This is a genomic window from Streptomyces sp. NBC_00667, from assembly GCF_036226825.1.
Lineage (GTDB): Bacteria > Actinomycetota > Actinomycetes > Streptomycetales > Streptomycetaceae > Streptomyces.
In genome coordinates, this window is record NZ_CP109022.1 from 6,674,777 (window position 1) to 6,695,829 (window position 21,053).

18 protein-coding genes are annotated in these 21,053 nt (G+C 72.0%); 14 read left to right on the plus strand and 4 right to left on the minus strand.

What is annotated here, in order from left to right:
• Positions 1-43 precede the first annotated feature (43 nt).
• The 4 genes from OHA81_RS30250 (at position 44) to OHA81_RS30265 (ending at position 4,374) form a co-directional block, all read left to right on the plus strand.
• On the plus strand, positions 44-1,249 hold the full coding sequence (locus OHA81_RS30250; protein WP_329201200.1) for a hypothetical protein: 1,206 nt from the start codon (positions 44-46) through the stop codon (positions 1,247-1,249).
• 200 nt (positions 1,250-1,449) lie between these two features.
• Positions 1,450-2,643 (plus strand): NAD(P)/FAD-dependent oxidoreductase, encoded by a 1,194-nt coding sequence (locus OHA81_RS30255; RefSeq protein WP_329201202.1) that lies wholly within the window; start codon positions 1,450-1,452, stop codon positions 2,641-2,643.
• Entirely contained in the window at positions 2,640-3,557 is a 918-nt protein-coding gene (locus OHA81_RS30260) for an RNA polymerase sigma-70 factor (RefSeq protein WP_329201204.1), read from the plus strand. Before OHA81_RS30255 ends, OHA81_RS30260 begins: the two co-directional genes overlap by 4 nt.
• Positions 3,558-3,732: 175 nt before the next feature.
• The gene (locus OHA81_RS30265; protein WP_329201206.1) at positions 3,733-4,374 is read left to right on the plus strand and encodes an SRPBCC family protein; all 642 of its coding nucleotides are present in this window, start codon (positions 3,733-3,735) and stop codon (positions 4,372-4,374) included.
• Positions 4,375-4,414: 40 nt separating this feature from the next.
• Here OHA81_RS30265 and OHA81_RS30270 read toward each other — a convergent pair whose 3' ends face one another.
• Entirely contained in the window at positions 4,415-5,587 is a 1,173-nt protein-coding gene (locus OHA81_RS30270) for a GNAT family N-acetyltransferase (RefSeq protein ID WP_329201208.1), read from the minus strand.
• A complete protein-coding gene (locus tag OHA81_RS30275) occupies positions 5,580-6,731 on the minus strand; it encodes an ATP-grasp domain-containing protein (protein WP_329201210.1) in 1,152 nt (383 codons plus the stop codon). The genes OHA81_RS30270 and OHA81_RS30275 overlap by 8 nt, the downstream gene beginning before the upstream one ends.
• 429 nt (positions 6,732-7,160) lie before the next feature.
• Between OHA81_RS30275 and OHA81_RS30280 the strand changes: the two genes are divergently transcribed.
• The 10 genes from OHA81_RS30280 (at position 7,161) to OHA81_RS30325 (ending at position 19,234) form a co-directional block, all read left to right on the plus strand.
• Positions 7,161-8,441, plus strand: a complete 1,281-nt coding sequence (locus tag OHA81_RS30280) for an MFS transporter (RefSeq protein ID WP_329201212.1) — start codon at positions 7,161-7,163, stop codon at positions 8,439-8,441.
• Complete coding sequence (locus tag OHA81_RS30285; protein ID WP_329201214.1) at positions 8,441-9,295, plus strand: alpha/beta fold hydrolase; 855 nt, start codon at positions 8,441-8,443, stop codon at positions 9,293-9,295. Before OHA81_RS30280 ends, OHA81_RS30285 begins: the two co-directional genes overlap by 1 nt.
• A 172-nt stretch (positions 9,296-9,467) precedes the next feature.
• Positions 9,468-10,196, plus strand: coding sequence for a class I SAM-dependent methyltransferase (locus OHA81_RS30290; RefSeq protein ID WP_329201216.1), 729 nt, complete (start codon positions 9,468-9,470; stop codon positions 10,194-10,196).
• 5 nt (positions 10,197-10,201) lie between these two features.
• Complete coding sequence (locus tag OHA81_RS30295; protein WP_329201217.1) at positions 10,202-11,542, plus strand: peptide ligase PGM1-related protein; 1,341 nt, start codon at positions 10,202-10,204, stop codon at positions 11,540-11,542.
• Between the two features lie 4 nt (positions 11,543-11,546).
• Positions 11,547-12,182, plus strand: coding sequence for an SET domain-containing protein (locus tag OHA81_RS30300; protein WP_329201218.1), 636 nt, complete (start codon positions 11,547-11,549; stop codon positions 12,180-12,182).
• Between the two features lie 109 nt (positions 12,183-12,291).
• Positions 12,292-13,695, plus strand: a complete 1,404-nt coding sequence (locus OHA81_RS30305; RefSeq protein ID WP_329201220.1) for a KamA family radical SAM protein — start codon at positions 12,292-12,294, stop codon at positions 13,693-13,695.
• A gap of 110 nt (positions 13,696-13,805) precedes the next feature.
• Positions 13,806-14,687: a hypothetical protein gene (locus OHA81_RS30310; protein WP_329201221.1), complete on the plus strand. Its 882-nt coding sequence runs from the start codon at positions 13,806-13,808 to the stop codon at positions 14,685-14,687.
• A 58-nt stretch (positions 14,688-14,745) separates the two neighbouring features.
• Positions 14,746-16,068: a lysine N(6)-hydroxylase/L-ornithine N(5)-oxygenase family protein gene (locus tag OHA81_RS30315; RefSeq protein ID WP_329201223.1), complete on the plus strand. Its 1,323-nt coding sequence runs from the start codon at positions 14,746-14,748 to the stop codon at positions 16,066-16,068.
• Positions 16,065-17,219, plus strand: a complete 1,155-nt coding sequence (locus OHA81_RS30320; protein ID WP_329201225.1) for an FAD-dependent oxidoreductase — start codon at positions 16,065-16,067, stop codon at positions 17,217-17,219. Before OHA81_RS30315 ends, OHA81_RS30320 begins: the two co-directional genes overlap by 4 nt.
• Positions 17,216-19,234 (plus strand): class I tRNA ligase family protein, encoded by a 2,019-nt coding sequence (locus OHA81_RS30325; RefSeq protein WP_329201227.1) that lies wholly within the window; start codon positions 17,216-17,218, stop codon positions 19,232-19,234. The genes OHA81_RS30320 and OHA81_RS30325 overlap by 4 nt, the downstream gene beginning before the upstream one ends.
• Here the strand turns inward: OHA81_RS30325 and OHA81_RS30330 are convergent.
• A complete protein-coding gene (locus tag OHA81_RS30330) occupies positions 19,215-20,084 on the minus strand; it encodes an MBL fold metallo-hydrolase (protein ID WP_329201229.1) in 870 nt (289 codons plus the stop codon). The genes OHA81_RS30325 and OHA81_RS30330 overlap by 20 nt on opposite strands.
• Positions 20,085-20,284: 200 nt before the next feature.
• Entirely contained in the window at positions 20,285-21,034 is a 750-nt protein-coding gene (locus tag OHA81_RS30335) for a hypothetical protein (protein WP_329201231.1), read from the minus strand.
• Between the last annotated feature and the right edge of the window lie 19 nt (positions 21,035-21,053).

A 21,053-nucleotide genomic window follows, 5' to 3' on the forward strand; every position in this document is an offset into this window, starting at 1 on the left:
AAATGGGGGGCCCTTCGGCCGCCCCTGGACGTAGCATCGCCCGATGCGGAAGATCAACACGCTGATACCGGAGCGGGGGCGGCCCGACAGCGCCGCCCTGCACGCCCACGACCCCGATGCCCTCGCCCGCTACGTCCTGGACACCGGCAACGTCTGGTGGCGCCGCCGGACGTGCGCGGGTGCGCTCGCCGGCCGGGTCCCGGAGACCCGGGTCGCGGGCCTCATCGACCGGATCCGGGACGAGGACGAGACGGCCGAGGTGCGCATCGCGCTCCTCGACCTCCTCGCGGGCCGCACCGAGCTCCTGCCCTGGCTGCGCGGCGAGGAACAGCGGGGCGACGGTTCGTACGGCGTCGCCGAGGCCGTACTGAAGGCGCGTGGTCTGCTCGGCGACCGAACCGCCGCCGCTGCCCTGTCCACGCTCGCGGCTTCGCCCTGGCAGCGGTGGCGGGAGATCGGGGAGGCCGGTCTCGACGGTCTGGTGGAGTGTCACGGCGTCGACGAAGTCCTCGCCGAGCTCGGAGAGGACCGGCCTGAGGACCGCCGCTTCGCGCTCCGGACGCGGCACCGCGCGGGGCGGGACGTGACGCCGTACCTGGCCGACCCGGACCGCGGCGTCGCGCATCTCGCCCAGTCGCTCGTCGCGGACCCGGACCGGCTGCGCTCCTTCCTGGACGGGGCGCCCGCCCCCGAGGCCGCCGTGCGGGCCGCGTGCGCCCTCCACCAGCTCACCGAGGACGCTGCGCAGACCCGTCGGATCGACGAGCGGCTGGGCAGCCCGCGGACCGAGGTCGACCGCCTGGACGAGGAACTGCGCCGGGCGATCGTCCACGAGTACGCACCCTGGTGCGAGCGGCAGAGCGACCCCCGATGGCGCCTGGAAGCCCTGTGCACCGACCCGCCCGCCCACCCGGACCCGCCCACTCAACTCGCGCGTGCGACCGCCGCGATGACTGCGGCCGGGCTCGCCCCTGGACCGGCGGTCTCCGCCGGCGACCACCACCGGCAGGGCGACGGCACCTATCACGTGATCCCGTGCGGCGACGAGGAGATCCACGTCAGCACCCTCGGACGTTTCGTGACGGGCCACGACGACCGGCATCCCGCCCGACAAGCCCTGGAGGAGGCCGGTTTCCGCTGGATCGACGGGACGACCGGCGGCATCCGGGTCACCGGTCTGTGCGTGTACCACTTCGGCGCACGCGAGCCCCTCGACGTCGACACCCTGCTGTTCTACTGGCAGGACTGAGCCGGCAGGCCCGGGCCGGGAGGACCGGGAAGGTCCCGCACACCAGGTCCACCGGTCCGGCGGCGCGCCGCCGCGCGGCCGCGCCTCTTCATGATGTGGCCCAGCTCACGCCGACCCCATGTCACGAACGGAAGGGCAGCTTGCGTCTGGTGGTCGTCCGCACGGCGGGAACCACCGACACGAGAAGAGACAGCAGAGCGATGGACACGACGACAGCGCAGCAGCACGAGGTCCTGGTCCTGGGCGCCGGTTACGCCGGGCTCTCCGCCGCGATCCAGCTCGCGGCCCGCACCCGCAAGCGCGGGAACCTGCGAGTGACGCTGGTCAACCCCTACGACACGTTCACCGAGCGGCTCCGACTGCACATGACCGCCACCGGCCAGGAGACGGCCGAGATGACCATCCCGGAGTTGCTGGCCGGCACCGGCGCCGAGTTCGTCCGCGGCTGGGTCACCGCTGTGGACACGGCGGCCAAAACCGTCCGGATCGACGACGACCGGCTCCTGCACTACGACACCCTGGTCTACGGGCTGGGCAGCGTCGCGGACACCGTCACCGTCCCCGGGGTGGACGACCACGCCTACACCCTCAACAGCCCGGAGGACGCCGCGCTCCTCGCCGACAGGCTGACCCGGCTCGACGGGGGGACCGTCGTCGTCGGCGGCAGCGGCCTCACCGGCGTCGAGGCCGCCGCGGAGATCGCCGAGCAGCACCCGGAGCTCCAGGTGGTACTGCTGGGCCGGGGGGAGCCGGGCGCGAGCATGCACCCGAAGGCCAAGGCCCACCTGGACGCGGCGCTCGCCCGGCTCGGCGTGCGGGTCCGCAGCGGCGTCGAGGTGGCCAAGGTGCTGCCGGACGGCGTCGAGCTCGCGGACGGCACCGGCATCCCGGCGGCCGCGGTGCTGTGGACCAGCGGCACCCGCATCTCACCGCTGGCCGGCGCCGCCGGCCTGACCGTGGACGAGCGCGGCCGCGTGGTCACCGACAGCGCACTGCGCTCGGTCTCCCACCCGGACGTCTACGCCGTGGGCGACGCGGCGGCGATCCGTCAGGGCTACGGCGTGATGCACGGGACCTGCCAGGGCGGCATGCCCACCGGCGTGCACGCGGCCCTGTCGATCCTGCGGGTGCTGGCCGGCAAGGAGCCCAAGCCCTTCCGCTTCGGCTACTACCACACACCTGTCAGCCTGGGCAGGAACGACGCCGTCGTACAGTTCACCCGCCCCGACGACAGCCCGCGCCGGATCGTGCTGACCGGCAAGCGGGCCGCGAAGTACAAGGAGACGGTCACCGCCGCGCCGTGGGCGACCTTCGCCCGCATGAAGAAGATGCCCGCCTCGGGCGCCCTCTGGCCGCATGGCGGCCGCTACACCCGGATCAGGAGCGCCAAGTGACCCAGCCGCAGCAGACCGGCCCCGACGAGCTCGCCTTCCAGCAGTACCGCACCCTGCTCTTCTCCGTCGGCTACCGCATCCTCGGTACGGCGGCCGACGCCGAGGACGTCGTCCAGGACGCCTGGCTCAAGTGGTCGGCGGCCGACCGCTCCCAGGTCGCCGACCCCAAGGCCTACCTGACCCGGATCATCTCCAACCTGGCGATGGAGCGGCTGCGTTCGACCCGCCACCAGCGCGAGACCTACGTGGGACCGTGGCTGCCCGAGCCGATCCTCACCGGTCCGGACACCGCCGACGGCGTCGCCGCGGCGGACTCCGTCTCCATGGCCCTGCTGGTCGTCCTGGAGACGCTGAGCCCGCTGGAGCGGGCGGTGTTCGTCCTGAAGGAGGCTTTCGCCTTCAGTTATGCGGAGATCGCGGAGGCGGTGGAACGCTCCGAGCCGGCGGTCCGGCAGGCCGCGCACCGCGCCCGCGAGCACGTGCAGGCCCGTCGGCCCCGCTTCCCGGCGGACCGCGCCAGCCAACGCGCGGCCAGCGAGCGTTTCTTCGCGGCGGCGACGGGCGGTGACATCAACACCCTCATGGAGGTGCTCTCCCCGGACGTGACGCTGTGGACCGACGGCGGTGGCAAGGTCCGCCAGGCACTCAAGCCGGTCGTCGGCCTGGAGACGGTGGCCCGTTGGTTCGCCGCGCTCGGCACGGTGGCCTACCAGGGCGTCGAGCCCGGTCAGATGCGGGCGGAGCTGACCTGGATCAACGGCGGCCCGGGGGTGGTCTTCCGCGGCCCGGACCGCGTGATCGCGACGCTGACCTTCGACTTCGACGCGGAGGGCCGCATCTCGGCCATCCACAACGTGGCAAACCCCGACAAGCTGCACGCCGTCGCGGGCGGCACGCGGCACGAACTCTCCTGAAGGGCGCGGCCGTTGTCCTGATCGCGGCGTGGTGGCGCGCTCGTTTGGTGAGAAGGTATCACGCAGTCTATTGCCTCTCACGAAGTCGCGTTATACCTTCTCATCATCGCTTGAGCCTCTGCCCCGCGCCGCACGCCGCACGTCCGTGCCCCGGCGAACGCCGAAGGAGTGTTCCATGACCGGCATCCGCCGCACCGGCATCCGCACCGCCCTGTTCACCATCCCGCTCGTCGTCGGCCTCCTCGGCACCACCGCGGTACCCGCCGGCGCAGCCGTCCCCCACGGCCCCCACCCCGCCCCGTCCCTCACCTGCCGCGGGGCCGGTGTCGACCCGGCCGCCGGCGTCCGGCACCGGGCCGAGATCCTCATCGACGCCCCGCTGCGCACGGTCTGGGAACTGCAGACCGACATCGAGCGCTGGCCGTCCTGGCAGGCTCCCGTGACGACCGCGGAACGCCTCGACCACGGCCCCCTCCGCCGGGATTCGGCCTTCCGGTGGACAACTCCGGTGCCCCCCAATCCGACTCCGGCCACAAGTCTGGAGATCACCTCGACCGTCGCACAGCTCGGGCACCACTCCTGCATCCGCTGGACGGGCCCGGCGATCGGCGAGGGACTGCACATCGACGGCGTCCACGTGTGGAACTTCACCGAGACCCGGGGAGGTGTCAGGGTGAGCACGGAGGAGACCCACACCGGCCCCCAGGTCGACGCCGACGTCCCCACCGCGACCGCCATCCTGCGCCGGGGACTCGAAGGTTGGCTCAACGACCTGAAGGCCGCCGCCGAGGCCCGAGCACACCACCGGCCGCGGTGACGCGGTCCCGGTGGGGCCGGTGCCGCCCGTGCCCGCCGGGCTAGGGAAGCCGGTCCCCGTCGGGCTCCGCAGGTGCGCAAGCGGCGAGCGCCCGCTCGGCCGGCCCGGTCAGCGGTTTGACGGCCAGCACCTGCGGCATCGCCTCGGTGCCGCGCAGCAGCTTCGCCTCGTCCGCGCTGATCCCGTACTCCATCGTCGTCAGGCCCGGTTCGTCGCAGGCGTACGCGATGGGAAGGTGGTACCCGACCACCGCGTACCCGGGCAGGCCCACGCCGACCTCGTAGTCGAAACCCGCGTGGAAGCCGTAGAGCCGCTCCTCGTGGCGCAGCCACATCGACATGGCGAACGGCCGGCCCCCCAGCGCTGCGGTGAACACGGTCGCGTCGGTGTTCACCGCGATCGCGGCGAACCACTGCGTCAACTGCTCCTGTGAGGAGACCTGTTCGTACTTCTGCTCCAGGCCGTGCGCCAGGGCCGCGATCCGCTCCACGTTGGACCCGTCGAGCGGTGAGTGCGCAGTGACCACCCCGGCCTCGGCGAACCGCCGCAGCTCCTTGCGCAGCCGGACCTTGCGCCGCGAGGGCAGGGTCTCCACGTAGGCGGCGTGCCCGGGAAAGCCGCAGTCGAAGACGTGCCGGGCCGGAGCCGGGAACTCCGTGAACCCCGCCGCACGCAGATCGCAGCGCAGCCCTCGGTCGGCCGCGTCCACGTAGGGGAGGAAGACGGCCGGGCAGTCCCAGGACCTCGCGGTGCTGATCGCGGCGCGGATCAGGGAGCGGCGTGCCGGCCGGCGCTGCCGCTCCGGCATGCCGGGGGCGGTCAGCACCCGGGAGTTGAACCATCCGCCGCACATCAGGGACGGCTGCAGCACGCCGGCCAGTTCCCGCGCGCTCGTGCCCGCCCCGGGGGCCAGCATCTTGTCGAGCCGGACCGTGTCGTCGTCGACGGACCGGTCGAAGCGCTGCACCGTGATCCCCGCCAGCAGCCGCTCGCCGTCCACGGCGGCCACGGGGGCAGCCCCGGACGCGGGTGCCGGAACGGTCAGGCACCGGGCCGCCGTCGGCACCCAGGGACCGACGGCCGCCTGCTCCACGGCCAGCCACCGCGGGGTGCAGAACAGGTCCGCGGAGCCGCACAGGGCGGCCCAGGGGGCGAGTTTCCCGGCCTGGACGAGCGAGAGCGTGCGGACCTCGGGCTCGCGGGCGTCAGACATCCGAACCGCCCTCTGCGTCGGCGACGGGCGCGGGCTCCATCTCCAGGGCCGCCGAGAACCACTGCCCGACCTCGGCCAGCCGTTCCCGTACCACCGCTTCGGCGGGCGCTCGTACCAAGGCCTTCGCCACCAGTAGGTGGGAGCCCTCGCGCATGTCCCCGATCCGGTCGCCCTCCTTGGCCCAGAGCTGCGCCTGGACCACCCCCGGCCGGTTCTCCATGGACGTCTGCGAAGGCAGGAGCCGGATCCGGCCCGGTGGCGCGGCCAGATTGACCCATCCGAAGGAGTCCTTCTCCGGCTCCGGACCGGTACCGGGCGCGCCGCCGCCCGCCGCCGGGGAGGGCAGGCCGAGGGCCGCCGCGGCCCATTCCCGGTAGAGGTCCACTCCGTACTTCCCTCGTACCGCCTCCAGGATCATGCCGCCGCCGATGCGCCCGGCGCACTCGCCGAAGACGAGGGCGCCGTCGTCATGGAACGCCTCCAGGTGGAACACCCCGTCGGCGTGTCCGATCGCGCGCAGCGCACGTTCGGTCAAAGCGGCCACCGCATCCGACAAGGCATGGTCGGAGCAGGCGTCCAGGGTGGCGGAGGCGACGAGCCGGCCCCGGTGCACCTCGACCACGTTGTGCAGGTACCGGCTCACCGACACGACCACCGTCCGGCCGTCGCGGACGGCTCCGTCGACGTGCAGTTCCTCGCCGGGGACGAACGACTCGACCAGCCAGGGCCCGGGGGCGTCCCCCACGTCCCGGGCGAAGGCGGCGAGTCCCGCCGGGTCGTGGACGACCCGGGTGTGGACCGAGCCGGCACCGGCCGGCGGCTTCACCACGAGGGGGAGTGCGACCGAACCGCTCTCCACGGCCCCGGCCAGTGCGTCCAGGCCGCAAAAGCGCATGCTGTCCGCCACCGGCAGCCCGGCGTCCCGTACCCGCTGCTTCTGCAGGCCCTTGTCGCGCAGGGCCAGCGCGACGGCGGGGGTGAGGAAGGCTTGCGGGCAGCCGAGCTCCGCGAGAACGGAGGCTGTCACGATCGCGAACTCGTCCTCGGTGCACACGGTCAGGAAGGCGGACGGCGCAAGACGCAGATCGGCCAGGGCGCCGAGCACCTCCTCCACCGACGTGTGGTCGCGGGCGACCGCGACCACACCCGTGAATCCTTCCTCGGATGGCTTGAAGCGGTCAGGGAAAGAGACCACGCAGGTCACATCGGCCCCGAGATCCCGAAGCGCTTCGACGGCCTCGCGCTGCCATCCGAGATAGAGGACGTCGAGATCACGGCGATCCGGCGGTACTGGTCCGGGTGTGGTCACAGGGGTCTTCTCCTCGTGCGTTCCAGGGGTGTAAAGACGGCCGGAACCAGGTCGGCCACAAGTCGACGACAAAAAGATCGCCACCGGGTCGGATTCCCATTCCATCCATGCGTGATTTCCGGCCACTTCGGACTTGTTCACGGATATCGGTGATCTCCGGGAGACTTCCACAGGGCGTCCGCGCGTGGCAACATGTCAGGCTGTCCGGGACCTTTTCATTTCACCTTCGCCCTCAGGAGATGAGCAGCAGGTGATCGCGACACCATGACCCCACGCCCCAGCGAGTTACAGGAAGCGGGCATTCCATCGGTCACGTACCGCGAGGTGCTGACGAGCCGTAACGTTCCCCAATTGCTGCTGGCCGCCTGCCTGTCCCGGCTCGCGCACGGCATGCTGCTCTTCGTCGTCGTGCTCTACGCGATCGCCGAGTTCGGCTCGGCCGAGGTCGCCGGTCTCAGCAGCGCGTTCCTGACGCTTCCCGGGTTCCTCGTGAGCCCGATCGCCGGCGCCGTGCTCGACCGCTTCGGGGCCTTGCGGGCCGTGGCGATGGACACCACGGCCAGCGCCGTGCTCGTCGGCGGGATAGCCGTCTTCTCCGTCCTCGACCGGCTCACCCCGGCCGTCCTCTATGTCATGCTGGGCCTTTTCTCGATCACCAGTCCGCTCACCGACGGCGGTATCCGCACCCTCTTCCCCCAGTTCGTCCCCGATGCGGCCTACGACCGGGCCAACGCGCTGGACCTGAGCACGTATTCGGTGATCGAAGTCGGCGGGCCGCTCGTGGCGGGCGCCCTCTTCGCGCTGTCCGGGGCCAATCCGGCGCTGCTCACGGTCGCCGCCATGTACGCTCTCGCGGCGCTGAGCCTCTCGCTGTTGCGCGGCGGCACGGCCAAGGCCGGCGCTGACCGGGGCGTGGCACGGGATCCGGAGGAGCCCGAGCAGCACCTGCTGCGCTCGGCCTGGGAAGGCATCACCTACCTGCTGCGCAATCCGACGCTGCGCGGCCTCGCGGCCTCGTACGCCGTCTTCCAGGTGGCGTACGGGATGCTCGTGATCATCGTCCCGGTCGCGGTGGGCGGCCACGTGGCCGACGAGGCGTCCTCCAGCCGCTACGTCGGCGTGATCTGGGCCGTACTGGGCCTGGCGGGCGGTACGGGCGCGCTGCTGGCGGGCAAGTACGTGCGCGCCGGGCTGGAGCGCCGCTTCATGGTCGGCGCCCTCGTCCTGTCCGCCCTCGCCGTCTATCCCGTCAGCGCCCTCGGCTCGCTCGTGGCGCTGGGTACGGGCCTCGCCCTGTTCGGGGTGATGGAGGGCACGGTCAACGTCAGTCTGATGTCGCTGCGGCTGCGGCGCACCGAACCGGAGCGCCTGGGCCGGGTGATGACGGTGTCGATCAGTGTGAACCTGATCGGCTTCCCCGTGGGCACCTCCCTCGGCGGCGTCGTGGTCGACAACGGCTCCCCGGCCCGTGCCCTGGCCATCGCGGCGGCGCTGGCGCTGGCGGCTGCGGTCTGCGCCCGGCTGCTCGTCCCGAAGGAGGGCTGATGGCCCCCGCGCCGCCCGCCGTCGTACCGCTCGCCACGACCTGGCGCGGCAGCGGCCCGCTGGTCGTGTGCCACCCGGGAGGGCCCGGCATGGATCCCCGGTACCTCGAACCGCTGGACGGCCTCGCGGACAGCCGCACGGTGGCGATCGTCCACCCGAGGGGAGCCGGGTCCAGCCCGCGCCCCGCGGACGGGGACTACGCGCTGGAGTCCTACGCCGCCGACCTCGCGGCCTGGATCCGGCGCGAGGCGGGCGGCGGCCCGGTGGACCTGCTCGGCCACTCCCATGGCGGCGCGGTGGCCTCGCTGACCGCCGCCCGGTACCCGGACCTCGTGCGCAGACTCGTGCTGCTGGGCACTCCGGCGTACGGAGGGGACCGGGCGGAGGCGCAAGCGGACGCGTTTCACCGGGCCCGGCATTCGGAAGCCGCCGTCGCGCGGGCCCTCGCCGCGCTGGAGGCGCAGGGCGACGCCTATCCCGCGGACGACGCGGGCCTCGGCCGGCTCATCGCCGAGGTGATCCCCTTGTGGGTCGGGCCGATGACGGACCGCCTCGCCGCCTGGCAGGCGAGACTGGCCGGGTGGTCCGCCAACGTGGACGCCCTGCGTTACTTCAACGAAATCGTCTTTCCCGTCCTCCACCGGGAGATGGAGCACCTTCCCGCCGTCAGGTGCCCGACCCTGGCTCTCGCCGGGGACCTGGACGGATGGGCAGGTCCGGAGCACGTCGCCCTGCTGACCGAATCGGTCGTGCTCGGCACCGGCGAAGTCATCGCGGGGGCCGGCCACATGTGCCATGCGGACGCAACGGAACACGTTCTGAGATCCGTACGGCAATTCCTCTACGGATCCTAAGAGTCGGATATAGTCATACCGGCGTGTGGGGATTTCTTCCGCCACGGTGGTACCTGCACAGTCGTCGGGCTCCGACGATGTGACGATTTTTCATTTTCCATTCACGGTGCGTGCGCTTTCGCGCGCCATTCTGCCGGCTTCGCTGTCGCGAGATGAACGGGAAAGGAACCACATGAGCGTGCAAGAGGACTGGGAAGAGACCGATTCGCGTGAGTTCATCGAGCTGGGTGAATACTTCGTTCCGGAGCGCGGCGTCCAGATGGACGTCGTGGCCTCGCTGATCCCACCGATCGGCGAACCGGCCGAGATCCTCGACCTGTGCTGCGGCCAGGGCCGGCTGAGCGACACGCTGCTCCGGGCGTTCCCGCTGGCCACCGTCGTCGGGATGGACCTCAGCTCCACGATGCTGGACGCGGCCGCCAAGGAACTCGCCGGACACGGCCCCCGGTTCCGCACCGAGCAGTTCGATCTCCCGGACCGGTCATGGCGACGACGCGCCGTGGCGCCGGCCGCCGTCGTCTCCTCGCTGGCCGTCCACCACCTCGACGGTCCCGGCAAACAGGAGCTCTTCCGCGACGTGCACGCCCTCCTGCGGCCCGGCGGGGCCCTGGTCATCGCCGACCTCGTCCAGCCCACCGGCGACCGGGGCCTGGCACTGGCCCGCCGCATGTGGAACGAGTCCGTACGCGACCAGGCGCTCGCCGCAACGGGCGGCACCGCCCCCTACGAGAAGTTCCACGCCCTCGAGTGGAGCTGCTTCGAGTACCCGGACGAACTCGACAAGCCGTCCCCGCTTTCCCAGCAGCTCCAGTGGCTGAGCGCGGCGGGCTTCCGGGAAGTCGACGTGTACTGGATGAAGGCCGGCCACGCCGTCTACGGCGGCGTCAAGGCGGGGGAGTGAGGGACATGGACACCACACCTACCACCGGCAGCGCGGGTACCGCCGTGCCGAGCACCGCCTCGCGGCGCGACTACCCCCTGCTCGTGTTCGGCAACTTCGTCAACGAGCTGATGGTCACCGTCCCCGTGCACCGGCACGCCGATGCCCTCGTCGCCGTGTCCCCGCGCAAGATCTGGCTCACCCGCCCCGGCGACGTACTCGTCACCCCGCGCGCGATGTCGAAGCCCCTGTGCGACTACGCCTGCGAACTGCTCGGCTTCGCCCCCTCGGACGTGACCCTGCTCGACGCGCCCACCGAGGGTCTCGCCACCCTCACCGCCGCCGTCCGCGCGAACGGACTCGTGGGCCGGTTGCGCGAGGAGGCCCGGAACCGGCCCGGCATCCGCTTCCAGGCATTCGCCCAGGACCGCCCGGCCCTCGACCTGGCGGCCGAACTGGGCGTCCCCGTCGAGGGCTACGGGGATTCCGGCGTCCCGGACGGCGCTGTCGAGGCCGTGTACGCGATCAACACCAAGAGCGGTTTCCGGCGGACAGCCACCGAGCTCGGTATCCGCGTCGCCGAAGGCCACACCTGTGCCGGGCCCCAGGACCTCGCGGCCGCCCTGCGCAAGGTGCTCGACGCCAAGGGCGCCGCCGTCGTCAAGCCGGTCCGCGGCTCCAACGGCTACGGGGTCCGCTTCTGGGAAGCCGCCGACCTGCCCCGTCTCGATGCCGAGCTCGCCGTCTACCTCGACTCGGTCGCCGAACAGCCGCCCGGCTGGGTCGTCGAGGAGCGACTCGACTTCGCCCGAGTGGTCACCGTCGAGATGGAGGTGTACGCCGCCGGTCCGCAGGTCCTGCACGTCGGCGAGATGCGCACACCGAACGGCAGCTTCAGCGGCCAGGTCACCCCTCTCGTGGCGAGTTCCGGCGCGACCGACGAACTGGTGAGGGGCGGCCTCGCCCTCGGCCGCCGTCTCCACGAGGCGGGATACCGCGGCCCGTTCGACATCGACGGCGGCATCACCGCCGACGACACCCTCCATGCCACGGAGAGCAACGTCCGCAAGACCGGGTGCACCTACCTGGACCTGCTCGTACGCCGACTGCTCGGCGAGGAGCGCGCAGCCGCCTCGGTATGGATCGCCGACTCGCGGCCCGGCGGGGTCGAAGCCGAGTTCGCGGCCGGGCTGGCCCGGGTGCGGGCCGCCGGACTGGACTTCACCCCCGGAGCCGACGAGGGCGTCGTCCTCACCGCCGACACGCTGGCCTTCGACGGCAAGTGGCGCTACCTGGTCCTCGGCCGGACGCGGGAGCGCACCGAGGAGTTGGAGGCCCGGCTCGCCGACACCCTGAAACTGGCGTGATCACGTGCTGACCAGTGGAATCGACATCCGCGCCAGCCGCACCCACAACGTGGGGCTGTTCGCCACCCGGCCGATCCCGGCCGGCACGGCGGTGTGGTGCCCCTGCACCACGTGCTCCCGCTGGACCAGGGAACAGGTCGCCGCCCTGCCCCCGGACCGCTTCGAACGGCTCGACACCTACGGCCACCTGCTCGCCGACGGGAGTCTGCTGCTGCCCTGCCTCGACGCGTACCTGATGAACCACTCCTGCGAGGCCAACGTCCTCGATCTCGGACTGGACTTCGGCGTGGCAGTACGGGACATCGCGCCGGGGGAGGAGGTGACCTGCGACTACGCCACCTTCACGGAGGACACCGGCTGGAGCATGGAGTGCCGGTGCGCGTCCCCCGGCTGCCGGGGGACCGTGACCACCGCCCAGGGCGCCGACGCAGCGATCCGCGAGCGGTGGCGCACCCAGGTGGAGGCGGCGCTCGCTCGGCTACCGAGGGTGCGACAGCCGCTGGACGACGTGCTGACGGAGCTGAGCGAGCCCTACCGGCGGGCCCTGGGCGGCGCGCACACCCTGGCGCAGGCTTCGACCGGATCCACCGTCTGCGCTCCGGACTTCGCCCTCATCGGCCCCGGCGGCGGCAAGGCCTGACCGCGCCCCGCACCCCACGGCGGTGGCGGCTGATCGCCGCCACCGTGCCCCCACAGCACAGCGCGTCCTGCCTCCCGCACCGCGCGGGACCGATGGAGAGGACCCCGCCATGCTCGACGGACTGCCGCAGCCGTACGCCTATGCCTACAGCCCGGCCCTGGAGCCGGACCACCGTCGATTACCCGGCTGGCGTGATGTCACGCAGGAGGAGTGGGGCTCCGCCCAGTGGCAACGGGCCCACTGCGTCAAGAACCTCCGCCAGCTCCGCGAGGTGACCGGACCGGCGCTCGGCGACCGCTTCCTGGCCGACCTGGACCGCGACCAGTGCGAGCGGGCCACGATGTCCATGCTCGTCACCCCGTACATGATCAACACCATTGCCCCGCACGTCGCGGCTACCGGCCCCGACAGCCTCACCGACGCCTACTACGCCGATCCGGTACGCCGCTACATGCTCCCGGTGTTCTCCGACCGCCGGACCGACTACCCCTCCCACCCCAAGGCCGAGCGGGACTCCCTGCACGAGCGCGACATGTGGGCCACGGAGGGGCTGACGCACCGCTACCCCACCAAGGTCCTCGCCGAACTGGTCGCCACCTGCCCGCAGTACTGTGGCCACTGCACCCGCATGGACCTCGTCGGCAACTCCACCGCCCAGATCACCAAGGCGAGTTTCGCCCTCAAACCCGGCGCCCGGCTCCAAGCGATGATCGACTACCTGCGCAAGACCCCGGCCGTCCGTGACGTGGTCGTCTCCGGCGGCGACGTCGCGAACGTCCCCTGGCCGCGCGTGGAATCCTTCGTCGAGTCCCTGCTCGACATCGAGTCGGTCCGGGACGTGCGGCTCGCCAGCAAGGCTCTCATCGGACTGCCACAGCACTGGACGGCCGAACCCGTGCTCGCCGGCATCTCGCGGCTCACCGCGACCGCGCGGGCCCGCGGGGTGCAGATCGCGCTGCACACCCACGCCAACGCCGCCCAGCAGATTACCAGCGGCGTCGCGGAGGCCGCGCGGCTGCTGCTCGACGCGGGACTGCGCGACATCCGCAACCAGGCCGTGCTCCTGCGCACCGTCAACGACACTCCGAGGGCCCTGCTGGACCTGTGCTTCGCGCTGCTCGACCGGGCCGGGATCATGCCCTACTACTTCTACATGTGCGACATGATCCCGTTCAGTGAACACTGGCGGACCTCGGTCGCCGAGGCCCAGCGCCTCCAGCACGCGATCATGGGCTATCTGCCCGGCTTCGCCACCCCGCGGATCGTGTGCGACGTACCGTTCGTCGGCAAACGATGGGTGCACCAGCCGACGCACTACGACGGGGTACGCGGAATCTCGTACTGGTCGAAGAGCTACCGCACCGCCGTGGACAGCGGGAACGAGGACGACCTCGACCGGCTCCACGAGTACTACGACCCGCTGTACACCCTGCCCGAAGAGGGCCGCGCCTGGTGGCGTGCGCAGGGCGCCGGAGCGCCGGACGGCGGCACCCCCTTCCCGGCCGCTCGCTGACCTGCCCCGCGCGGTACCCCGAGCGGCCCGCGCCCCTCGCCCCGGACGGGGCGGTCCTGAGGGCGCAGCAAGCGGATCCGCCCCCGCCGAGCACGTCGAGGAGGCCTTCGATGCCCGATGCACTGCCGGCTGCACTGCGCGATGCCGCCCGCCCTCTCCCGGCCGGCCCCGGGCGCACCGTGCACTGGATCGGTACCGGCCTGTCCGTCGGCCGCAGCGGACTCGGCCTGCTGTGCGAGCAGGCCGGACGGGTCTTCGTACGGGGCCGTACGCGGTCCAAGGCCGTGGCGCTGCTCGACCGGCTCGGGCTGACCGGCCGAGCCGAAGCGGGCCGCTGCGGGCTCGTCGGCCAGACCGAAGCGGGACTCGACCCCGGCATCGACCACCTCCTCGCGCACGAACTGGTGTACGTCGCCCGAAAGGCCGTCGGGGACAGTGCCGGGCCCGTCGACCTGACCTCGTACTGCGGCGGGCTGCCGGCCGCACCGAACGCGTTCGCGTACCCGAACCGCGACAACAGCGTGCCCTTCAGCGCGCAGTACCGGATCCCGGACGGCCGGCGGCTGCGCCCCTTCATCCGCGGCACGCTGCGCAGCAGCGGCCGGAAGGCGGCCTGGCAGCCGGTCTTCCGCACGGTGGAGACCGGGGACCCCGACCGGAGCCGCGCCCTCGCCCAGGACCTTGCCCAGCGCTACCCGGCCACGGGGGAGGACCGCGACCGGGTCGTCCTCGCCGTCTCCGTGACCCTCGGTACCGAGCGGGGCGGGCCCGGCCGGCGGGGCGAATGCCTGCTCGCTCTCACGGGCACCGCCCGGGAGAGCGCGATGGCGCTCTGCGTCCCGTTGCCGCTCGCCCTCGGCGTGACCCGGGTGCTGGACGGCGCGCTGCCGGCCGGCCTGCAGCGCGCGGCGCAGGGCCCGGAAGCGGCCCGCCGGCTGAGCTTCCTGCGGGAGCACGGCGTGGCAGCGCGCTTGCGGGAGCTGTCCGTGTGAGGGCCGCGCAGCACGCGCGATCTTCTGACCCACTCACCTGCCAAGGAAGGACACCGATATGGGGAACGAGAGCCGCGGCCACCCACCCGTGCACTACCGGTGCGTCGGTGTCGGCGTGGGACCGGCGAACCTCAGCCTCGCGTCACTGCTCCACGACCACGCCGACGTGCCCAACCTCTTCCTCGACCGGAAAGAGGAGTTCGCCTGGCACGACGGCCAGCAGATGCCCGGAAGTACCCTCCAGGTCTCCCTCTTCAAGGACCTCGTGAGCCTCGCCGATCCGACGAATCGATTCTCCTTCCTCTCGTACCTCCATGAGCAAGGCCGCGTCTACCACTTCCTGAACGCCCAGTTCTCCGCCGTCCCACGCCAGGAGTTCCGCAACTACCTGGCCTGGGCCGCCGAACGCAATCCGTACGTGGTCTTCGGCGAGGAGGTCCACGAGGTCACTTTCGACCGGGTCTTCCGGGTCCGCACGAGCCGGCGCACGATCACCGCCGACCACATCGTGGTCGGTGTCGGCAGCAGCCCGTACGTCCCGCCGCAGGCCCGCGAACTGCTCGGTCCCACCCAGTTCCACGTCAGCGAGTTCATCACGAAGGCCGTGCACCTGGCCGGCAAGCGGGTCATGGTCGTCGGCGGCGGCCAGTCGGGCGCAGAGGCGTTCCTCGACCTCATTACCCGACCCGCGGCGGACCGGCCACGGCGGATCTCATGGCTCTCCCGGCGCCGGACCTACCTTCCGATCGACGATTCGCCGTTCACCAATGACTTCTACACGCCGTCCTTCTCGGACCACTTCTACCGTCTGCCCGCCGACGCCCGGCGCGCGGTCAACCAGGACACCCTGCTCAGCAGCGACGGGATCTCCGAGGACACGCTGCGCGCCATCTACCAGCAGCTGTACGTCCACCGGTTCGTCGAGGGGCTGCCCGACCTGGTCGGGCTCTACCCGAACCGTGAGGTCACCACCGTCACCCGGGGCGTCCGGGGCAACTGGGAGGTCGCCGCCCGGCACAACGACGAACCGGACGCCGCCGAACAGCACGAAGCCGACCTCATCGTCTGGGCCACCGGCTTCCGGCCCGCGCCCACCCCGTTCCTGGCCCCCATCGCGGGGCGCCTGGAGCGCGAGGGCGACGAATTCCGCGTGGACGAGGACTTCGCGGTCCGCTGGGACGGCCCGCCGCAGCACGCCGTCTTCCTGCAGAACGCGGTCCGCGCCCAGCGCGGGCTCGCCGACGTGAACCTGAGCCTGAACGCATGGCGCAGCCGCCGGATAGCGGACCGGCTGCGCGGGGTACGCGGCGACGATCAGCTGGCCTCCTTCATCGACTGGTCCTCGAAACCGGACTCCAAACAGACGTGGAACGACCGGTGAACGCCCGCGCGGGCTCCGCACCCTCCGGCCTCGCCGCGCCTGGAGCCGCCGGGCCGGCCCACGGGACGAGCACCTACGTCGACGTGGCAGTCGTCGGCGCCGGGGTCGTCGGCTGCATGACCGCCCGGGAGGTCCTGCACCGCAGCCCCGGCACCAGCGTCATGGTCCTCGACCGCGACACCGTCGGCTCCGGCGCCACCCGCCGCTCAGCCGGACTGCACTTCCCCCGCGGCGCCACCGAGCACGTCCGACGGATGACCGCGTACAGCCAGGACTGGTACGAGAAGCTGCGCGCGGCCCAGCCCGACGTACCCGTCCACCCACTCGGGATGACGGTGATCGCCGACGCGGACGCGCAGGCCGCACTCCACACCGCCTACCTTCCCGCCGCCCGGCTGCGCCCCGCCCCGAGCCCGGTCGCCGCACGCCGGGTCACCGTGCCCGACGGCAAGGCGGCGTGGACGGCCGACGGCTGCCAGTACGCCGACGTGGCCGCCCTCACCGCCGGGTTGGCCCGCGCCATGCGCCCGTACGCCGCCTTCCGGGAGGGCGTACGGGTGACCGCCGCGCGACCCGGCCCTGACGACGTCACCGCTCCGCCTCGGCACGGGCGACGAGGTCACCGCCGGCCGGGTGGTCCTGGCCCCGGGCCCTGGCTCGACGACCCGGCGTGGGCGAAGGCACTCGCACCGCTCGGGCTGCGCGTGAAGAAGATCGTGGCCCTGCACGTGGACATCCCGACCTCCACGGGGGACGGCGCGGTCGTCTTCCACGACGAGGACGCCTTCCTCCTGCCCCTGCACGAGCGCGGTCACTGGCTGTTCAGCTACACCTGCCGGGAGTGGGACGTCACCCCGGACGGCCTGAGCGGCGGCGTGTCGCCGCAGAACCTGCACGAGGCACGGGAGCTCCTGGCCGGGTACGCGCCGGAGTTCGCCGCACGCTGCGCCTCGGGACGGGTCTTCTGCGACGCCTACCACCCCCGCGGCTCCGGCCCCGTCGTCACGGCACTCGACGCCGCGGGCCGCCTGGTCTTCGCCGGTGCGGCCGGCGGCTCCGGCTACCGGCTCGCCCCCGCACTCGCGGCGGATGCCGCCGGCCTCCTGCACCTGCGGGACTCCGCAGCAGACGAGACGAGGGACATCAAATGATCATCAACAGGTACGACCCGCATGCGCTCAGCGAGGCGTTCGGCATCGACATGAGCGCGATGGACGGCCTCGGAGTCGGTGCGGGCTGGGGCCGGGTGGCCCCCGGCGTCCGCTCCACCGGCCACCACCACGACGAGACCGAGTGCTTCGTGATCGTCGCGGGCCGCGGCGAGTTCGACGTCGACGGGGCGCGTCACCCCGTGGAGCCCGGCACCGTCGTCCTCTTCGAACCCTTCGAGTCGCACGTCCTGGAGAACACGGGGGACAACGACCTGGTCTTCGTCACCCAGTACTGGCGCGACCCCGGCCGGGCCCTCGCATCGGCCGCCGACATCCGGCGCGCCTCCTTCGGCGACCGCCCGGTCTTCGTCTTCTCCACCCCACCCACCCCCAACGGTGACCTGCACCTGGGCCACCTCTGCGGCCCCTACCTGGGCGCCGACGCGTACGTCCGCTTCCAGCGGATGACCGGCGCCGAGGCCTACCACCTCACCGGCAGCGACGACTACCAGAGCTACGTTCCCGCCGCCGGCCTGAGGGACGGACGCACTCCCGCCGAGACCGCCGCACACTTCAGCGCAGAGATCGCCCAGACCCTGCGCCTGATGGACATCACCGTCGACCAGTACACGGTGACCAGCACCGATCCCGAGTACGCGGACGGGCTGCGGGACTTCTTCGCCCACGTCACCGCCTCCGGCGCCGTCCGCGTGACCGAATCCGACGCCCTCGTCGACGCGGAGAACGGCCATTACCTGTACGAGGCCGACGTGAGCGGCGGCTGCCCGCACTGCCCCGCGGCCACCGGCGGCAACATCTGCGAGGAGTGCGGCGAGCCGAACCTGGTGCACGACCTCACCGCCGCCATGTCCGCGCGGTCCTCCGCCGCGCCCCGCCGGGAGCGGATCAGCCGCTACTCCCTGCCCGTGCACGCCTTCCGCGACACCGTCCGCGAGCACCACCGGCTCGGCCGGGTCCCGGCCCGTCTCGCCGACCTCGCCCGGCGCGTCTTCGACCGCCCACGATTCGACCTGCCCCTCACCCACCCCTCCGCCTGGGGCGTCACCCCGGCCGGCGGAGAGGTACCCGGCCAGGTCATCTGGGTGTGGCCGGAGATGAGCTACGGCTTCCTGCACGGCATCGAGTCGCTCGGCACCCGCCTCGGCCGTGACTGGCGGGCCGCGGAACCCCGGCGGGAATGGAAGATCGTCCACTTCTTCGGCTACGACAACAGCTTCTACCACTCACTGCTCTACCCCATCCTCTACGAGCTGGCCCACCCGGACTGGGAACCCGATATCGACTACCACGTCAACGAGTTCTACTTGTTGGAGGGCAGCAAGTTCTCCACCAGCCGCCGCCACGCCGTCTGGGGCAAGGACATCCTGAGTCCCGACACCGTCGACTCGGTCCGTTACTTCCTCGCCTCCACCCGCCCCGAGGGCGTCCGCACCGACTTCCGGCGATCCGCGTACGACACCACGCTGGCCGACACCCTCATCGGGACCTGGCAGTCCTGGCTGAACGACCTCGGCGCCCGCGTCGCCATGCACCACGGCGGCCGCGCACCCGACGCCGGGAACTGGACCCCCGAACACTCCGCCTTCCTCGCCCGGCTCGGCACCCGCCTCACCGCCGCCACCGGAGCGCTCGGCCCCGAGGGCTTCTCCCTGCGGGACGCCGCGGCCGAACTCACCGGGCTGGTCGAGGACACCGTGCGCTTCTCCGCCGCGCAGCGGCTGCACGCCGACGACCCGGCCTGGGCGGACGAGACCCGTACGGCCGTCGCGCTGGAGCTGGCCGCGGCCCGCCTGCTGACCGCCGTCGCGGCGCCCGTCGTCCCCCGCTTCGCTGCGCGCCTTGCCCGCTGCCTGGAGCTTCCGGATCCGTCGGTCTGGCCCGACAACGTCGAACTGGTGCGCCCCGGCAGCCGGATCGCTCTGGCGGCGGCAGTGTTCTTCCGCCAACCGCCCCGCCGTGATCGGCTCCGCTCCTTCACCAGCGAACGGCGCTGAGGTCGACCGGCCGGGGCTGCAGCTGCCGCGTGCGCACGGACAGCGTGGTCAGCCGCCGGGACATCTCGTCGGCGGGCAGCCGGCGGCGGTCACCGTGGCCTGGCAGGACCCATTCGAACCGGAGGCGTCCGGCCGTTCTGGCCAGTGAGGCAGCCAACTCCTCGACGGAGTACCAGATCACGCTTTCCGCGACTTCCAGATCGCCGGTGGTGCGTGACCAGTAGAAGCTGTCCCCGCTGAAGCAGTACCGGTCGTCGGCGAGGTAGAGCACGCTGCCCGGAGTGTGGCCGGGCAGCGGGTGCGCGGTGACCCCCTCACCGATTTCAACAGGCTCAAGGCCCCGGATCACCTGGTCCGCGTCCGGCGCCGCATCGAGGTCGCCCTCGTGGATCCACAGCCGGGCACCGAAGTGGTCCGCGTAGCGGCGGCCGTGTGCAGCGTGGTCCCGGTGGGTGAGCAGCACATCGGTGACCGGGCCCAAGGCTGAGTACCGCGCGGCGAGTTCACTGCTCCAGCGGGGAGTGTCGATCATCATGACCGTGAGGGAGGGCCGCAGGAGCAAGTAGGAATTGGCTCCGGCAGTGCGCTGTGAGTTGTGCCCGCACAACAGTACGGCGCTGTCCAGGGCCATGGGAAAGGGATCGAGCCGCCGGTCCGGTTGTCCGGAGGTGGGGCGGATGGAGCGGGTGGGGCAGGCGAAGGCGGCTGCGTGTAAGCGCCGCGTCTCCGCTTCATCGCGCGGCGGCCGCAGGATCTCGGACCTTCCGTCAACCTCGCCGATCAGCCCGGGCGCGAGCTGCCGCGCGACATCGCAGTTGAAGCAACGGTCGTCCACGTACCAGCCGTTCACGGCAGGCCTCCTTGGGCGGGGGAAACGACCCCTGAGCAGGGCCGTCCTCCAGGGATACCCCACACGCAAAACGAATTGGTAGGACCTGTCCCTCTTGTGCTTCCGGACCCGACGCTCTCTCCACGACCAGAACACCAGGCCGGCGAGAGCCCGCCGGCAGAACGGCGCCGCGTCGGTCCCGCCCGGGCCGGGCGCGCCGTTCAGCGGTGGTCGGCGCCGAGGGTTTCGCTCTCGCGCAGCACCGCCAGCGCGAAGGCGAGGCGTTTGTCCAGCCAGCCGTCCCGCTCGACGAAGTACCAGCGCTTGCCCTCGGTGCTGCGCGGGAAGGTCAGCACGGCTTGCCCGTACTCCCCGGCCGCCCCTTCCCCCTCGGTGCCTTCCGCGCCCGCCACCCAGACCACCGGCTTGAGGTCGGCACCGGAGCCCGCTTCGTCGGACCCGAAGGACAGCAAGGAGTCGACGACCCCGCCGAGGACACGGCCCACCCCGCGCCCGAGGGCCGCCCCCGGGCCGCCCCTCGCCCAGTTGCGGGGCGCCACGATGGCGGGATGACCGGGCTGTTCCATCCACAGGCTCTGCTGGGTGAGTCGCTTCGCGGTCGGAGTGCGATGGACCGAGCCGAGCTCCCGGCCGGTGGCGTCCGTCACCCGGAAGCGGTCGGAGCGGTCCGGGAGCACCGTACAGAGCAACTGCCGTCCGCCCTCGTCCTCGAAGAGCCGGAAGCCACCCTTCGCGAGCGGTCCGGACGGTTCCGCGGGGACTATGTAGACGCCGGGGACCATGTACTCGTCGCCCCCGCGCGCCCTCATGAACCGGACCGCGTGCGGGCCCTCGCCCCGCTTCGACTTGCGGACCGTGCGCCGCATCATCCTGCCCACCGTGAACTGGGTGATCTCGTCCCAGTGCACCGCCTCGAAGGGCGCGTCCTGCCTGTTCTTTCCGAATGCCATCAGCTTCCCCTTGCGGCCG

What these genes read in the sequence shown, in the direction of transcription:
- OHA81_RS30250 (WP_329201200.1), top strand. Translation starts at nt 44, where the DNA reads ATGCGGAAGATCAACACGCTGATACCGGAGCGGGGGCGGCCCGACAGC.
- OHA81_RS30255 (WP_329201202.1), top strand. Translation starts at nt 1,450, where the DNA reads ATGGACACGACGACAGCGCAGCAGCACGAGGTCCTGGTCCTGGGCGCC.
- OHA81_RS30265 (WP_329201206.1), top strand. Translation starts at nt 3,733, where the DNA reads ATGACCGGCATCCGCCGCACCGGCATCCGCACCGCCCTGTTCACCATC.
- OHA81_RS30270 (WP_329201208.1), bottom strand. Translation starts at nt 5,587, where the DNA reads ATGTCTGACGCCCGCGAGCCCGAGGTCCGCACGCTCTCGCTCGTCCAG.
- OHA81_RS30280 (WP_329201212.1), top strand. Translation starts at nt 7,161, where the DNA reads ATGACCCCACGCCCCAGCGAGTTACAGGAAGCGGGCATTCCATCGGTC.
- OHA81_RS30285 (WP_329201214.1), top strand. Translation starts at nt 8,441, where the DNA reads ATGGCCCCCGCGCCGCCCGCCGTCGTACCGCTCGCCACGACCTGGCGC.
- OHA81_RS30290 (WP_329201216.1), top strand. Translation starts at nt 9,468, where the DNA reads ATGAGCGTGCAAGAGGACTGGGAAGAGACCGATTCGCGTGAGTTCATC.
- OHA81_RS30295 (WP_329201217.1), top strand. Translation starts at nt 10,202, where the DNA reads ATGGACACCACACCTACCACCGGCAGCGCGGGTACCGCCGTGCCGAGC.
- OHA81_RS30305 (WP_329201220.1), top strand. Translation starts at nt 12,292, where the DNA reads ATGCTCGACGGACTGCCGCAGCCGTACGCCTATGCCTACAGCCCGGCC.
- OHA81_RS30310 (WP_329201221.1), top strand. Translation starts at nt 13,806, where the DNA reads ATGCCCGATGCACTGCCGGCTGCACTGCGCGATGCCGCCCGCCCTCTC.
- OHA81_RS30315 (WP_329201223.1), top strand. Translation starts at nt 14,746, where the DNA reads ATGGGGAACGAGAGCCGCGGCCACCCACCCGTGCACTACCGGTGCGTC.
- OHA81_RS30325 (WP_329201227.1), top strand. Translation starts at nt 17,216, where the DNA reads ATGATCATCAACAGGTACGACCCGCATGCGCTCAGCGAGGCGTTCGGC.
- OHA81_RS30335 (WP_329201231.1), bottom strand. Translation starts at nt 21,034, where the DNA reads ATGGCATTCGGAAAGAACAGGCAGGACGCGCCCTTCGAGGCGGTGCAC.